This window comes from Bartonella kosoyi (genome assembly GCF_003606325.2).
In the GTDB taxonomy this organism is placed as follows: Bacteria; Pseudomonadota; Alphaproteobacteria; order Rhizobiales; family Rhizobiaceae; genus Bartonella; species Bartonella kosoyi.
The window spans coordinates 573,441-588,280 of the sequence record NZ_CP031843.2 but is presented as its reverse complement, the minus strand read 5'-3'; the positions used below and the strand labels follow the sequence as shown (position 1 = coordinate 588,280).

Below are 14,840 nucleotides of genomic sequence, written 5' to 3'. Positions count from 1 at the left end.
AATTAGGCTAATATTATCATGGTTTCTTTGCCACAAGATCGCATAAAACAGCTTGAAAAGCGCTTTGAAATAATTGAAAGCCAAATGACGACCAATCCAAATGCTGAAACATATGTCAAATTAGCTTCTGAATATGCAGAACTACAACCCGTTATTGCTTCTATACGCGCATTAAATGCTCTTTACGCAGAGATTACAGAATTAGAAACAATTATCAACGATAAACAAACAGATATAGAGATGCGTCATCTTGCCCAAGAAGAACTCCCATCGTTATATAAAAAAGTAGAGCAACTTGAAAAAGAACTCCAAATTCTGCTTTTGCCTAAAGATGTAGCAGATGAAAAAAGCGCTATTGTTGAAATTCGAGCAGGAACGGGTGGATCAGAAGCTGCACTTTTTTCCGGTGATCTTTTCCGCATGTATGAACGTTATGCCCATGCTCACCATTGGAAAGTAGAGATTATTTCACTCAGTGAGGGGGAAGTTGGTGGATATAAAGAGATTATTGCGACCATCTCAGGCAAAGGTGTCTTTTCTAAATTGAAATATGAATCAGGTGTCCATCGTGTGCAACGCATCCCTGAAACAGAAACCGGAGGACGTATCCATACATCAGCTGCTACTGTTGCAGTGCTTCCAGAAGCTGAAGAAATTGATATTCATATTCGTCCTGAAGATATTCGTATTGATACAATGCGTGCATCTGGAGCAGGAGGACAGCATGTCAATACAACGGATTCAGCTGTTCGTATCACCCATATTCCAACAGGAATTATGGTGGTACAGGCAGAAAAATCACAACACCAAAACCGTGCACGAGCTCTTCAAATTTTAAGGGCACGCTTATTCGATATCGAACGACAAAAGGTAGAAAGTGAACGTTCAGCTTCTCGTAAAAGCCAAGTTGGCTCTGGTGATCGTTCAGAACGTATTCGTACCTATAATTTTCCACAAGGGCGCGTCACCGATCACCGTATTAATCTGACCCTGTACAAGCTTGATCGCATTTTGGAAGGAGATCTTGATGAGATTATTCATGCACTCATCTCAGATTATCAAACAGCACTTCTCATGGAAATGGATAATAATTGAGCAAATATTCTTTCAAAAATGTCATCCAACAAACGCAAGAAAAATTGCGCACGAAAGGAATTTCTGAAGCCGATCTCGATGCGAAAGTACTCGTTGAATGGATAACAGGAATCAATGCTGCGACAAGAATTTCTAAACCAGATATGCATTTATCTTCTGAGCATATTAGACAAATAGAACAAGCTATAAAACGCCGTATTGCGGGAGAGCCCGTCTACCGTATTATAGGAGCACGAGAATTTTATGGTATATCTTTCGCGTTGTCTCAAGAAACGTTAGAGCCCCGTCCGGATACAGAAACACTCATCGATCTTGTTCTCCCTTTCCTAAAAAAACAGGTTAAAAATTCAAAAAGAATAACATTCCTTGATATGGGAACAGGAAGTGGTGCCATTGCCATTGCTATCCTTAAACAAATTCCCCAATCCTATGCAGTGGCGGTCGATATTTCTGAAGATGCCCTTAAAACGGCTACAAAAAATGCAAAAAATGCTGATGTCATACATCGCTTCACACCTCTTCTTAGCGATTGGTTTGATTCTGTTACAGATCGCTTTGATTTTATCGTTTCCAACCCACCCTATATTCCCGAAAAAGATATCAATAAACTTGCAAAAGAAGTGCGCTTACATGACCCATTGCGCGCTCTTAACGGGGGAAAAGATGGGCTTGATTTTTATCGAAAGCTCGCCCATGAAGCCGCCAACTACTTAAAAGAAAACGGCACTATCGCTGTTGAAATCGGCTATTCTCAAGAAAAAGAAGTCTACGATTTGTTTGAAAAAAATGGCTTTCAATGTTTAGAAATGCGCAAAGATCTCAATGGGGTACTCCGCGCACTTCTATTTGCGTGCAAGCCTTAAAATTCCCAATCATCATCCGTGGTAGCAACTGCCTTACCAATGACATAAGAAGAACCAGCTCCTGAAAAAAAGTCATGATTCTCATCAGAGTTTGGCGATAAAGCTGCCAAAATCGCAGGGTTAACACGACAAACCTCAGGGGGGAAAAGAGCTTCAAAACCCAAATTCATTAAAGCCTTGTTGGCATTATAATGAAGAAAAATTTTCACATCTTCCGTCAATCCAAGGGAATCATAAAGATCTTCAGTATATTTGCACTCGATGTTATAAAGGTCAAAGAGCAAGTTAAAAGCAAAATCTTTAACTTCTTTTCTTTTGGCTTCCTCAAGCTTTGCATAGCCCAATTGGAATTTATACCCTATATAATAACCATGGACTGCTTCATCACGAATGATTAATCGAATGAGGTCTGCTGTATTGGTCAACTTAGCGCGACTGGCCCAATACATGGGCAAATAAAAACCAGAATAAAATAAAAAGCTTTCTAGCAAAGTCGAGGCAATTTTCTTCTTTAGTGGATCATTTGCTTCATAACGCTCAAGGACTAATCGAGCCTTTTTCTGTAAATGACTATTTTCTTCTGACCATCTAAATGCATCATCAACTTCTACCGTCGAGCAAAGAGTTGAAAAAATAGAGGAATAAGAACGTGCATGAACCGCTTCCATAAACGCAATATTCGTTAAAACAGCCTCTTCATGCTCTGTTATCGCATCAGCAAGCAATGAAATAGCTCCTACCGTATTTTGAATTGTGTCTAGAAGCGTTAATCCCGTAAAAACACGAATCGTCAATTTACGTTCTTCTTCCGTCAAACTTGACCATGAGGGAATATCATTGGAAAGTGGAACCTTCTCAGGCAACCAAAAATTTCCAGTTAAGCGGTTCCATACTTCAAGATCTTTCTCATCGTGTAATCTATTCCAATTAACAGCAGACACAATAGGATTTTTGGTTGTAATCTTTGTCATATGATGACCTCCTATAAACTGCACGAAACACAGCCATCAACTTCTGTTCCACTCAATGCGACTTGTCGCAGCCGCACATAGTAAATACTCTTTATCCCCTTTTTCCAGGCATAAATTTGTGCGCGGTTAATATCACGTGTGGTAGCGGTATCCGGAAAAAATAATGTTAACGAAAGACCTTGATCAACATGCTGTGTTGCAGCAGCATAGGTATCTATAATTTTTTCAGGACCAATCTCATAAGCATCTTGGTAAAAATTCAAATTCGTATTATCCATATAAGGTGCGGGATAATAAACGCGCCCAATTTTCCCCTCTTTGCGAATTTCAATTTTTGAAGCAATTGGATGAATAGAAGAAGTGGCATGATTAATGTAGGAAATAGATCCCGTAGGAGGCACTGCCTGCAAATTGCGGTTATAAAGCCCATACTTAATAACGCGTTTCTTGAGTTCCTGCCAATCCTTTTGATCTGGGATAACAATATTATTTCGTGCAAAAAGCTCTTGTACAAGCGCAAACTGCGGTTTCCATTCTTTTTCAATATATTTTTCGAAAAAATGTCCATCGGCATAAGCTGATTTCTCAAATCCTGCAAACATCTCTTGACGTTCGCGCGCAATTAAATTGGAAACCCGTATGGCGTGATATGTCACAATATAAAAATAGATATTAGTAAAATCAATCGCTTCTGGAGACCCATAATAGATCTGCTCACGCGCTAGAAACCCATGCAAATTCATCTGTCCCAAACCAATCGCATGACTTTCAGCATTGCCTTTCGCAATGGACGGCACGCACGCAATATTACTCATATCCGAAACCGCAGTAAGGGCGCGAATAGCAGATTCCACCGTCTGTCCGAAATCAGGACTTTCCATAGCTTTGGCAATATTCATCGATCCAAGATTACAGGATATATCACTTCCAATCGTGCGATAGGTTAAATCTGTCTCCAGTTCACTCGCCTCACTCACCTGCAAAATTTCTGAACATAAATTGCTCATACTTATGCGTCCAGCAATCGGATTCGATCGATTAGCAGTGTCCTCAAATAAAATATAAGGATAACCAGACTCAAATTGAATTTCCGCTAATGTCTGAAAAAAAACGCGTGCACTTATTTTCTTCTTACGAATCTTTGCATTATCAACAAAAGAGCGATAATGCTCCGTTAAAGAAATATCGCTAAAGGGTTTGCCTGTCACACGCTCAATATCATAAGATGAGAAGAGATACATATCCTCATTATTTCGAGCAAGCTCAAAAGTAATATCAGGAATAACCACCCCAAGCGAAAGCGTTTTTATTCTGACTTTTTCATCAGCATTTTCACGTTTTGTATCCAAAAATTTCATAATATCTAAATGATGTGCATGCAAATAAACAGCTCCAGCTCCCTGTCGTGCCCCAAGCTGATTGGCATAAGAAAAAGAATCTTCCAAAAGTTTCATCACCGGTAAAACACCAGATGATTGATTTTCTATTTGCTTAATTGGCGCTCCAGCCTCCCGCAAATTTGTTAAACAAAGTGCCACACCTCCACCGCGTTTTGAAAGCTGCAAAGCCGAATTAACCGCACGACCTATCGATTCCATATTATCTTCAACACGGAGCAAAAAACACGAAACCAATTCACCACGTTGTTTTTTTCCAGCATTTAAAAATGTTGGCGTTGCTGGTTGAAAACGCCCCGTAATAATCTCATCCACAAAACTTTCAGCAAGAGCTTTATTTCCTTGTGCTAAATATAAGGCCACCAGACAGATACGATCTTCATAACGTTCAAGATAACGCTTCCCATCAAAAGTCTTTAGCGTATAGCTGGTATAGTATTTAAATGCACCTAGAAAGGTAGGAAAACGAAATTTAAACGCATAAGCGCGTTTAAAAAGCTTTTTAATAAAAGAAAAATCATAAAGCTCAAATAAAGCTTTTTCATAATAACCTTCCTCTATTAAGTAATCTATTTTTTCCTTCAGATTATGAAAAAAAACTGTATTTTGATTAACATGCTGAAGAAAATATTGCCGTGCAGCAAGCCGATCCATATCAAATTGGATATGACCATTTTCATCATAAAGATTAAGCATTGCATTCAGCGCATGATAATCCGTAATCTGATCGGATTTCTGCGACTGTTCTATCCCAATTGTTTCCAAAATCTTTCCAATCCCTTTTTTACACAAATAACGTCTTCATCAGTGCCACGCAGCTCAAAACGGTAAAGGCAAGGGACACCACATTTTTCAGCAATGATCTTACTGGCTAAACTATAATAGCGACCAAAATTACGATTCCCACTGCCAATAACACCACGAATTAACTTGCGGTTCTCAGCTTCATTAAGAAAATGAATAACGGCTTTCGGCACCGCCCCTCTTCCTTCTCCATCTGCATAGGTAGGAACAACCAATACATAAGGTTCACCAACGAATGCAGAGGGCTTTCTTTTATCAATTTTGAAGAGTCGTTGACCAAGCTGCGAGACAAAATGTTCTGTATTACCCGTTGCACTCGAATAATAAACAATAAGCCCCATTAAGCACAAAGACCACTAATCATATCTGGTCTAAAACCAGACCAATGATTCTCACCACAAACAACGACAGGAACTTGACGATACCCCAGAGATTGAACAAAACTGTATGCTTGTTCATCACAAGAAATATCAACAACACGATAATGAATGCCCTTTGCATCAAAAGCACGGCGTGTAGCATCACATTGAACACAAGATGGTTTGCTATAAATAGTGATCGACATTTTCTTCAACTTTCACAATTCAAAACAATCAACCCTAAAAGAGTCAATCTAATAATTTTATAGGTACTCAAGAATAACAAACAACAGAAATTGTACGCAAAACGTGCGATTATTTTCAAATAGCACACAGCTTTTTGAAAATAACGGAATCTCTCATCAAATAACTTCAAAAACTATGATGAGAATAAGCGATTGCTCTACAACTTAAATGACTCCCAGTTATAAAACAATCTTTTGCTTGGCACACAATTCCCTCCTGCTGTCTAAAAAACTAACGTTCTAAACCACCGTTTTCAAGAGTTCTGTTTTACTCTTTTACGGCAAAAATCAATTACAAAAATGAAAGGAAATCCTTCCAAAAGAGACCTTCCAGCAAGAATATCGCTCTACTCTTGCTCAACAAACTTTTACGATAATATTGGAAATAACTTAGATACCAAACGAAACACACTAACACCCTCTCTTGTGCTTATTTAGAATCACCAATCATTTTGATACTATATATAGTATATACTCTCGCTCTTTCGTCAAGAAAAATTCGACCATTATTTTGAATTGTCCACGATCTTCCCACTAAAATATTCAGCACTCAAAAATTATGTAATAATATAACATTTTATTGACAAACGTTATATTATTACATAATTTTCAAAGTAATAAGCAACGATGGTATACGTTATGGATCTGCACTTTAAAAAGACAACATTAGGCTATGGGAATAGAATAACGATCAAGGGCTTTTCAGCAAAGTTCAAAGCGGGTTCCTTGATTGCAATAACGGGTGATAACGGCGCTGGAAAATCAACATTGCTCAAAGCCATCGCTGGATTGATTAAACCTCTTAAGGGGAAAATTACAAAACCCCAAAAAAGCCGTATTGCTTATCTTGCTCAGCAGTGTGATATAGACCAAACATTTCCCATTGATGTGAAAACGCTTATCAAAACAGGATTATGGTCCTTTTGTGGATTATGGAAAAACCAACGCCCTTATGATTCCAAGATTCAGAATGCGCTTGAAATGGTTGGACTCACAGCACTTGCTACTCGTTCACTTGAAACATTATCAGGTGGGCAATTACAACGCGCCCTTTTTGCACGTATCATTGCACAAGATGCCGATATTATCTTGCTTGATGAACCTTTCAATGGTATCGACCGCAATACTCAAAAAGACCTTCTTGCATTGATCACATACTGGAAACAGCAAGGACGCACCGTTCTCACAGCACTCCATGACCCTCTCGTCGTGCAAGAATTTTTTCCTCAAATGATTCAAATTAATCAACAAAATGCCTTTTATGGAGAAACAACACAGTTTTTCGACAACACCATTCACCACGTCATGCCCCCTCTCGCTTCTAACTCTTTGTGTATTCGTACACAAAATCACCTCCCTCCTATTAATGATTCTCTCTTTCTTAGGTTATAAGACGTGTATGCATTTTTTCTTGCCCCCTTTGTTGATTTCCACTTTATGCAAAACGCCCTTATCGGCTCTATTCTCCTCTCTATTAGCGCTTGTCCTGTTGGTGTATTTTTGATGCTTCGTGGAATGAGTTTGACAGGAGATGCTATCTCTCATGCCATTCTTCCTGGTGTTGCAACTGCTTTTCTCATTTGCGGCTTCTCCCTTATATCTATGACACTTGGTGGTATTTCTGCTGGCATTATTGTTGCTTTAGCAACCGTTTTAATTTCACGAAATAGTTTTCAGAAAGAAGACGCATCTATGACCGTCTTCTATCTTATTGCACTTGCAGCAGGTGTCATTATTATCTCACTGAAAAATTCAACCATTGAACTGCTTCATCTCTTATTTGGATCGGTTCTTGCAATTGATACACAAGCTCTTTGGTTGATCACCACCATAATGCTGATTACACTTTGCAGCCTTTTTATTTTTTGGCGTGCGCTTGTCTTAGAAAGCTTTGACCCTCTCTTTTTTAAATCACTCTCTCCATTGAGTAAATATATTCACATTTCATTGCTTGGACTTGTGGTGTTGAATCTGGTTGGAGGCTTTCAATCACTAGGAACATTACTTTCCGTTGGCATTATGATGATTCCCGCGATTACAGCCCGTTTTTGGTTTTCACGGCTCCTCCCTATTTGCGTACTTTCTACTCTTTTTGGAATCATTTCTAGCGTATGTGGTCTTTTGCTTTCTTTTCATCTCTCCCTGCCTTCTGGCCCTGCTATTATCATTGCCGCAGGATTGATTTACCTTATTTCCTGCTTTATCAGTCCACGCGGTTTTATTGTAACATGGTTTCCCAACCTTTTTTATACTTCCTCACTTTAAAGAAAAAACAATGCCTAAATTTACTCAAAAATTTGTTCTTCTCAGTGCTTTATTGTTTGCCCTTTCTCCCTTTTCTGCTTCTGCACACAATAAAATAAAAGTTGTTACAAGCTTCTCTATTCTTGCAGACATCGTAAAAAATGTAGGAGGCAACAATATCTCTATGACCACTTTTGTAGGACCCAATGCGAATACCCACACTTATGAACCTACCCCCCTTGACGCTCAAGCTCTTAGAAATGCTCAGATTATTTTTATTAATGGACTTCATTTAGAGGGGTTCATTGATCGCCTCATCACTGCAAGCGATACAAAAGCACTTCTTGTCGAGGTTAGTGCTAACATTCCCCCCCTCGAAATGAAAAATCAAGAACATGATGCCCATCACCACCATCACAGCATTATTGATCCGCATGCTTGGCAAACAATTCCCAATGTCGAAATCTATGTGAAGAATATCGCTGTTGCTTTTTGTAAAATTGATCCACAATCTTGTCCGCTTTACAATAAAAATGCTGAAACCTACATCAAAAAGCTTAAAACAGCACAAGAGACCTTAAAAACAAAAATTGCCACTATCCCTAAAGATAAACGTATCATTATCACATCTCATGACGCTTTTGGCTATTTTGCCAAAGAATATGGCTTTACTATCCTTGCCCCCCAAAGCGCTTCAACAGAAGCTGAAGCAACTGCAGCTGATGTTGCTAAACTTATCAAACAAATTAAAGCGAACAAGGCAGCAGCATTGTTCGTTGAAAATATCTCTAATCCCCGGCTCATAAAACAAATTTCAAAAGAAACAGGTTTAAAAATTGGTGGAACCCTTTATTCTGATGCATTGTCAAACGAAAATGGTCCTGCTGCAACTTATCTCGATATGATGAAGCATAATGTGAATACCATCATTGATGCCATCACTAAACATTAAAAAATTTTTTATAGAAGAAAAAAGTTCATAAAATCATAGGTCTATGATTATGTTATCAATGCTATGAAACAAAATTAATTTTACAGAAAAAATTTATACCTTATAGAAATCAAATAGATAAACTCATCAATGGATTTATTCCCTCATGGAGCCCAAATCACAAGCATTATTATTCTATTTTCCAACGTTTCTTTTGCAATAATTCTCAACACTTAAAGTAATTCATAAGAAGCATTTTAAATCCTTTCTTAATAGTTTTTTATTCATACGGCTCCTCCCGCTTATAACAGCGAGCGAATGGTTTTGATGATTCAACATGGAACAAAGGTGGAATGAAAAAAATTTACGGTATTAGGGCTGTTCCTTAATACACAAAACAGTAAATTATCATTACAAATCAATCTATTGCTGTTAAGTAGAACGTACCTATTTTTGTACAAGATACTCAGAATAGCGTCCTGTTTTTATAGATAAAACGGACTTTTTATATCACCGATTAAAGCTAAGATATGGGGACCTAATGTCACTATTTGAGAATAATTTTCTCTCTTTATTTTTCTTATTCATTCTTTATAAGATAGATCAATTATCTCATTAGAAAAGATCATGATAAGATATTGTTTTTTTATGAAAAAACGCTTTTCTAAATCCGCGAAAATATGGTTAATAAATTGTTATCTCTATTCATTTCAATGAAAAGAACTTATTATTTTTAATGTTCTTCTTATAGAGTGTAAAAAGATAGAATTTCTTCATATGAGTATTTTGACATTCTCAGTGTCATGGGGCAATGGGTCATTACAAAAACTTTTAATTTTTTTAATCTCATCGTTACACTTTTATTTTGTGAATATAATCAAGAGAGTCAAAACACAACATTATCATGATGCAACATAAAAGAAAGCTTTGTCACATCAATTAATGTTTACTTATTCCTTGTGCGCTTTCCAGTGTTTTTGTTAAAGGTATGAAAATCTTGATGAGCAACAGTGAAACTTAATTTTTGACCATAGTCGTGTGTCAAGCGTTCTTTTATTTCAATCGTAAAAATGATATCATTCCAACGTGTTAAAACATGGCAACCTGTTCCGATCGGCTTGATAAGCTCAATGTTTGTGTGAAAGACAGGTCCTTTATCGGGGTGTTCGCCCAATAAGATTATTTCAGGTCTGAAAGCTAAAAGATCCGTCTCTTCGCTGTAAGCACATGAATGCCCTAAATGTTGTTCTAAGACATAACGATCAAGAAAATTCATAGGAGGAGAACCAATAAAATCGGCAACAAATGTAGTTGCTGGCGTATCATAAATTTCCATTGGTGTTCCAATTTGCTCGATCGCTCCTTTATTCAAAATGACTATCCTATCGGCTAATGTCATGGCTTCTAGTTGATCATGGGTAACATAGAGGCTGGTTGTTCCTAATGAACGCTGTAGCGTTTTTATCTCAATACACATTTGCGCCCTTAATTTTGCATCAAGATTTGAAAGAGGTTCATCAAAGAGAAAAACACGGGGTTGACGTACAATAACACGCCCCATTGCAACACGCTGGCGTTGTCCCCCTGATAATTGTCGTGGTTTACGATCAAGAAATGGTTCTATCTCCAAAAGCTTTGCAGCATGTGCAATGCGTTTTTTTATTTCTTCTTTCGGAGTTTTACGATTTTTAAGACCATATTCTAGGTTTCCGCGAACTGTCATATGAGGATAAAGAGCATAATTTTGAAAAACCATCGCAATATCACGATCAGCTGGTTCACGATCATTGATCCGTTCGTTATCAATACACAATTCACCTGAGGTGACTTGCTCAAGTCCTGCAATAATACGCAACAAGGTTGATTTTCCGCATCCTGAAGGACCAACAAGAACAAGAAGTTCTTTATCAGCAACAGTTAAGTTTAAGTCATCAATAACCAGAACGCCGTTGTCATACTGTTTTTTTATATTTGATAACTGGATTGTAGCCACAATTACTTCTCCGTTTCAATAAGGCCTTTGATAAAAAGCCGCCGCATGAAGACAACAACAAGAACAGGTGGTACCATGGCAACAACTGATACTGCCATAAGGATATTCCATTGAGGATCATGTTGCAGTGATTCGACAATAAGCTGTTTTAAAATAATAAGAATTGTTTGATGATTTTGATCCGTTGTGATGATAAGAGGCCAGAGATATTGTATCCATCCATAAATGAACATAATGATAAATAAAGCAGCGATATTACTTTTGCTAAGAGGAAGGAGAATATCCTTAAAAAATTTAAATGGTCCTGCACCATCAACACGTGCTGCCTCTAAGAGTTCATCAGGAACAGTCAAGAAAAACTGGCGAAATAAAAATGTAGCGGTTGCGGATGCAATCAGGGGGATAATCATTCCACTATAAGTGTCAATCATCCCCAATTTTGCAACAACCGCATAGGTTGGAAGAATACGAACTTCAACAGGAAGCATCAATGTAACAAAAATAAGAATAAAAGCCGTTTTTCGGAAGGGAAAACGCATATAAACAATTGCATAAGCAGACAAAAGTGAAATAATAATTTTTCCAATGCTAATCCCTAAAGCCATAATAAGTGAATTCAGTAAGAGTGGCCAGAGGTTAGGGAGACCAAGCCGTGCAAGACCATCACCAAAAATTGTTTTATAGTTTTCTAGAGCATATTCCCCAGGTAAAAGAGGAAGTGTTCCCGTATTAAATGCTGCTGAACTATGGGTTGATGCAATGATAGCAACATAAACTGGAAAACAAATAATGAGAATACCAACAATGAGAATAATATGCGTTAGAAATTTCAAAAGAGGGCGATTTTCAACCATAATTTGTTCCCTAATATTGTACACGACGCTCAATCCAGCGAAACTGGATAAACGTTAAGACAATAACCATCAACATCAATATTGTTGATTGTGCTGCTGATGTACCGATTATTTGATTTCTAAAGCCATCGTCGTATACTTTATAGACGAGAGTGCTCGTTGCACGCGCTGGGCCTCCAGAAGTTGTGTTATCAATAATACCAAAAGTATCAAACATAACATAATTGATATTGACGATAAGAAGAAAAAATGTTGTGGGTGAAATTTGTGGAAAAACAATAGTCCAAAATCGTTTAAAGGGACCAGCACCATCAATGGCTGCTGCTTCTATTTGAGAATGCGGAACGGACTGAAGACCTGTAAGAAAAAAGAGGAAATTGTAAGAAATCTGTTTCCAACTAGCTGCAATAACAATAAGTATCATCGCTTGAGTGCCATTAATACGATAATTCCATAGAACCCCTATTTTTTCGAGAAGAAAAGGGATAATCCCTACAGTGGGATGAAAGATAAACAACCATAATATACCCGCCAATACTGGAGCAACAGCATAGGGCCAGAGCAAAAGTATTGTATAAGCCTTTTTTGCACGGACCACACGATCAACACAAACAGCTAAAAGAAGTGATATTGTCATTGAAACGACAGTAACTGAGATGGAAAATACTACGGTTGTAAGAAGTGATTGCCGATAAGTAGGATCAGAAAGAACGGTGAGATAATTTTCAAGACCAATAAAAGTTGTTGTAAAGCCAAAAGGGTCTTCACGTTCAAAGGATGATTTTATGGCTTCAGCAGCTGGCCAAAAGAAAAACAAAAACGTCACAAGAAGCTGAGGAAAAAGCAGTCCATAAGAAAGCAGACTCTTTTTAAAATATGCTTGTTTTTCTTGCATTCGCAGGGCTCTTTAAATGTAGAGACTTTAAAAAGATAAACAAAAAGGACTCAACTGTTTTTGTTGAGTCTTTTATATTTAACAAAAAAACGAAATTAATGATTAGATTTTTCAAATTCACGCAAGAGTTTATTTCCACGTTCAACGGTCTCATCTAAACCATCTTTCGGTGTTTTTGAACCACTAAGAACAGCTTCCAACTCCTGATCAAGAATGGTACGGATTTGTGGTAAATTACCAAATCTTATCCCCTTCGAGTTAACTGTCGGTGGATTAAGGTTGATCTGTTTGATAGCAATATCAGCCCCTGGCGTTTTTTCATAGAAATGTTGTTTTTTGCTCAATTCATAAGTCGCTTTTGTGGTTGGAAGATAACCTGTTCCTTGATGCCATTTTGCTTGATTTTCCGTTTTTGAAAGAAACTTAAGAAAAGCTGCTGCTCCAGCATATTCCTTTGGGGTATGCCCCTTAAACGCCCAAATAGAAGCTCCCCCAATAACTGAATTTTGTGGTGCGCCTTCCGCATCCTTATAATACGGTAACATACCAACACCCACATTAAACTGAGCTTCAGAAACAATTCCAGCATGTGATCCTGAAGATTGCATAAAAATTGCACAGTTTTGTGCCATAAACATTGTTGTTGAATCTAATGCGCCTGCAGGACCACCATAGCGGAAAATACCTTGATCAGACCACCTTTTCAGGTCTGTCCACATACGTACTTGTAAAGGTCCATTAAATGTAAGCTCTGAATCAAGTCCTTTAAAGCCATTTTCTTTCGTTCCAAAAGGAACATTATGCAACGCTGAAAAATTTTCTATACCAATCCATTGTGCTGCATAAGCCATGGTAAAACCGCACGTCGCTGCTTTAGCCTCAAGGATTTTTTTAGAAAAATCTTCTATATCTTGCCATGTTTTAGGAGGCTGTTCTGGATCAAGTCCGGCTTTTTTAAAGATATCTTTATTGTAATAAAGGATTGGTGTTGAAATATTGAAGGGCATAGAGATTATATGCCCCTGTTCATCAGAGTAATAGCCGCTAATAGCAGGAAAATAATCGGTAGGATCGAATTCTTGTTTTGTATCAACCATAAGTTGATAAAATGGATAGATAGCGCCTTTTGCTGCCATCATCGTTCCAGTACCAACGTCATAAATTTGAGCGAGCACTGGCTGTTTTTTTCCACGAAATGCTGCAATCAGTGCGACCAAACCTTCTTCATACTCACCGCGAAATGAAGGCACAACTTTGTACTCAGATTGACTCGCATTAAAGTCGTTAATGAGACTTTCTGTTTGCTTGCCTAACTCACCACTCATAGAATGCCAAAAGCTGATTTTGGTCTGCGCAAAACTCGCTGTTATTCCTGCTAAAGATATTATAATAGCAACCGTAGCCGCTATGAAAAGATAAAAACGACTCATGGTTCACCCTTTCTGAAGTGATGGAATACAAACTACCCCTGAATTTATTATAGTATTACACATGAACATGCTATGACAGTTTTATTTCAGAAATACATTTCCTCATTTAAACAGGAACCACCAAAAGGTCAAATGAATTTGTTTAGGTTTATTCGTTTTCTTTTATAAGCTTTCCTATAGTTTAACGAAATACACGTTTGTAATGGGCTGAAAAAGTGAGATGACTTAAATAAGGATGATTTAAATAAGTAAGGGAATAGGTAAAAAGATATAGATCGTTAATGTCATTTAATGACTTTTGTAATATCTATAATATCTGAATTTCCTTTTTTCAAAAAAGAATTGTTTATTCTTTTGTTATTTGTCTTATAATTTTTGGCTCATAACCTTAACACGATGTTACGACTGAATTTAACGAAAAGACAAGTAGAATTTTTCTTAAAATGAAGAAAATCATTTTGAAACGTTTAAGTGTTTCCTTTCCTGTAATGGAATCACACTCCCCTCATTCAAAATAAAATGATATTGTACGATTAATTTCCATTGTGTTAAAAAAAATCTTTTAATACATCACCTTCCATTTCATGATAGCGCCTAAAAATGAGCCATAAAGACTCTCCGCTAAAGTATATAAAAATTTTTTATGACATCATTTTATACTTTATAAAAGTGCAAAACGACGCCATCATATGATGCCCCTCATCCTTCAATAAGCCTTTCTTTTAAGAAATTTTAAATGAACATTTTATTTTTTCTCAA

General features: G+C 37.3%; 13 protein-coding genes. 5 read left to right on the top strand and 8 right to left on the bottom strand.

Going from position 1 to position 14,840, the window contains the following annotated elements:
* Positions 1 to 18 precede the first annotated feature (18 nt).
* Both prfA and prmC read left to right on the top strand, forming a co-directional pair.
* Positions 19 to 1,095: a peptide chain release factor 1 gene (gene prfA / locus D1093_RS02320; protein ID WP_120100416.1), complete on the top strand. Its 1,077-nt coding sequence runs from the start codon at positions 19 to 21 to the stop codon at positions 1,093 to 1,095.
* Positions 1,092 to 1,958 carry a peptide chain release factor N(5)-glutamine methyltransferase gene (prmC, locus tag D1093_RS02315; RefSeq protein ID WP_120100414.1) on the top strand — a complete coding sequence of 289 codons (867 nt, stop codon included), beginning with the start codon at positions 1,092 to 1,094 and terminating at the stop codon, positions 1,956 to 1,958. The genes prfA and prmC overlap by 4 nt, the downstream gene beginning before the upstream one ends.
* Here the strand turns inward: prmC and nrdF are convergent.
* From nrdF to nrdH, 4 genes are read right to left on the bottom strand one after another with little or no spacing between them, the layout of a single operon-like run.
* Positions 1,955 to 2,929, bottom strand: coding sequence for a class 1b ribonucleoside-diphosphate reductase subunit beta (gene nrdF, locus D1093_RS02310; RefSeq protein WP_120100413.1), 975 nt, complete (start codon positions 2,927 to 2,929; stop codon positions 1,955 to 1,957). The genes prmC and nrdF overlap by 4 nt on opposite strands.
* Before the next feature lie 11 nt (positions 2,930 to 2,940).
* Entirely contained in the window at positions 2,941 to 5,091 is a 2,151-nt protein-coding gene (gene nrdE, locus D1093_RS02305; RefSeq protein ID WP_120100412.1) for a class 1b ribonucleoside-diphosphate reductase subunit alpha, read from the bottom strand.
* Positions 5,073 to 5,471 carry a class Ib ribonucleoside-diphosphate reductase assembly flavoprotein NrdI gene (gene nrdI / locus D1093_RS02300; RefSeq protein ID WP_012230603.1) on the bottom strand — a complete coding sequence of 133 codons (399 nt, stop codon included), beginning with the start codon at positions 5,469 to 5,471 and terminating at the stop codon, positions 5,073 to 5,075. Before nrdI ends, nrdE begins: the two co-directional genes overlap by 19 nt.
* Complete coding sequence (nrdH, locus tag D1093_RS02295) at positions 5,471 to 5,695, bottom strand: glutaredoxin-like protein NrdH (protein ID WP_005774163.1); 225 nt, start codon at positions 5,693 to 5,695, stop codon at positions 5,471 to 5,473. Before nrdH ends, nrdI begins: the two co-directional genes overlap by 1 nt.
* Positions 5,696 to 6,373: 678 nt before the next feature.
* On the opposite strand from nrdH, the gene D1093_RS02290 reads away from it, so the two are divergent.
* From D1093_RS02290 to D1093_RS02280, 3 genes are read left to right on the top strand one after another with little or no spacing between them, the layout of a single operon-like run.
* Positions 6,374 to 7,126 carry an ABC transporter ATP-binding protein gene (locus D1093_RS02290; RefSeq protein ID WP_120100411.1) on the top strand — a complete coding sequence of 251 codons (753 nt, stop codon included), beginning with the start codon at positions 6,374 to 6,376 and terminating at the stop codon, positions 7,124 to 7,126.
* Between the two features lie 3 nt (positions 7,127 to 7,129).
* Entirely contained in the window at positions 7,130 to 7,999 is an 870-nt protein-coding gene (locus tag D1093_RS02285) for a metal ABC transporter permease (RefSeq protein ID WP_120100409.1), read from the top strand.
* Positions 8,000 to 8,009: 10 nt separating this feature from the next.
* A complete protein-coding gene (locus tag D1093_RS02280; RefSeq protein ID WP_120100408.1) occupies positions 8,010 to 8,930 on the top strand; it encodes a metal ABC transporter solute-binding protein, Zn/Mn family in 921 nt (306 codons plus the stop codon).
* A 925-nt stretch (positions 8,931 to 9,855) separates the two neighbouring features.
* Here D1093_RS02280 and D1093_RS02275 read toward each other — a convergent pair.
* The 4 genes from D1093_RS02275 to ugpB form a co-directional block, all read right to left on the bottom strand.
* Positions 9,856 to 10,902: a sn-glycerol-3-phosphate import ATP-binding protein UgpC gene (locus D1093_RS02275; RefSeq protein ID WP_120100407.1), complete on the bottom strand. Its 1,047-nt coding sequence runs from the start codon at positions 10,900 to 10,902 to the stop codon at positions 9,856 to 9,858.
* A gap of 2 nt (positions 10,903 to 10,904) precedes the next feature.
* Entirely contained in the window at positions 10,905 to 11,756 is an 852-nt protein-coding gene (gene ugpE, locus D1093_RS02270) for a sn-glycerol-3-phosphate ABC transporter permease UgpE (RefSeq protein WP_120100406.1), read from the bottom strand.
* A gap of 10 nt (positions 11,757 to 11,766) precedes the next feature.
* Positions 11,767 to 12,651 (bottom strand): sn-glycerol-3-phosphate ABC transporter permease UgpA, encoded by an 885-nt coding sequence (gene ugpA / locus D1093_RS02265; protein WP_150222261.1) that lies wholly within the window; start codon positions 12,649 to 12,651, stop codon positions 11,767 to 11,769.
* 95 nt (positions 12,652 to 12,746) lie between these two features.
* Positions 12,747 to 14,081 (bottom strand): sn-glycerol-3-phosphate ABC transporter substrate-binding protein UgpB, encoded by a 1,335-nt coding sequence (ugpB, locus tag D1093_RS02260; RefSeq protein WP_120100403.1) that lies wholly within the window; start codon positions 14,079 to 14,081, stop codon positions 12,747 to 12,749.
* Between the last annotated feature and the right edge of the window lie 759 nt (positions 14,082 to 14,840).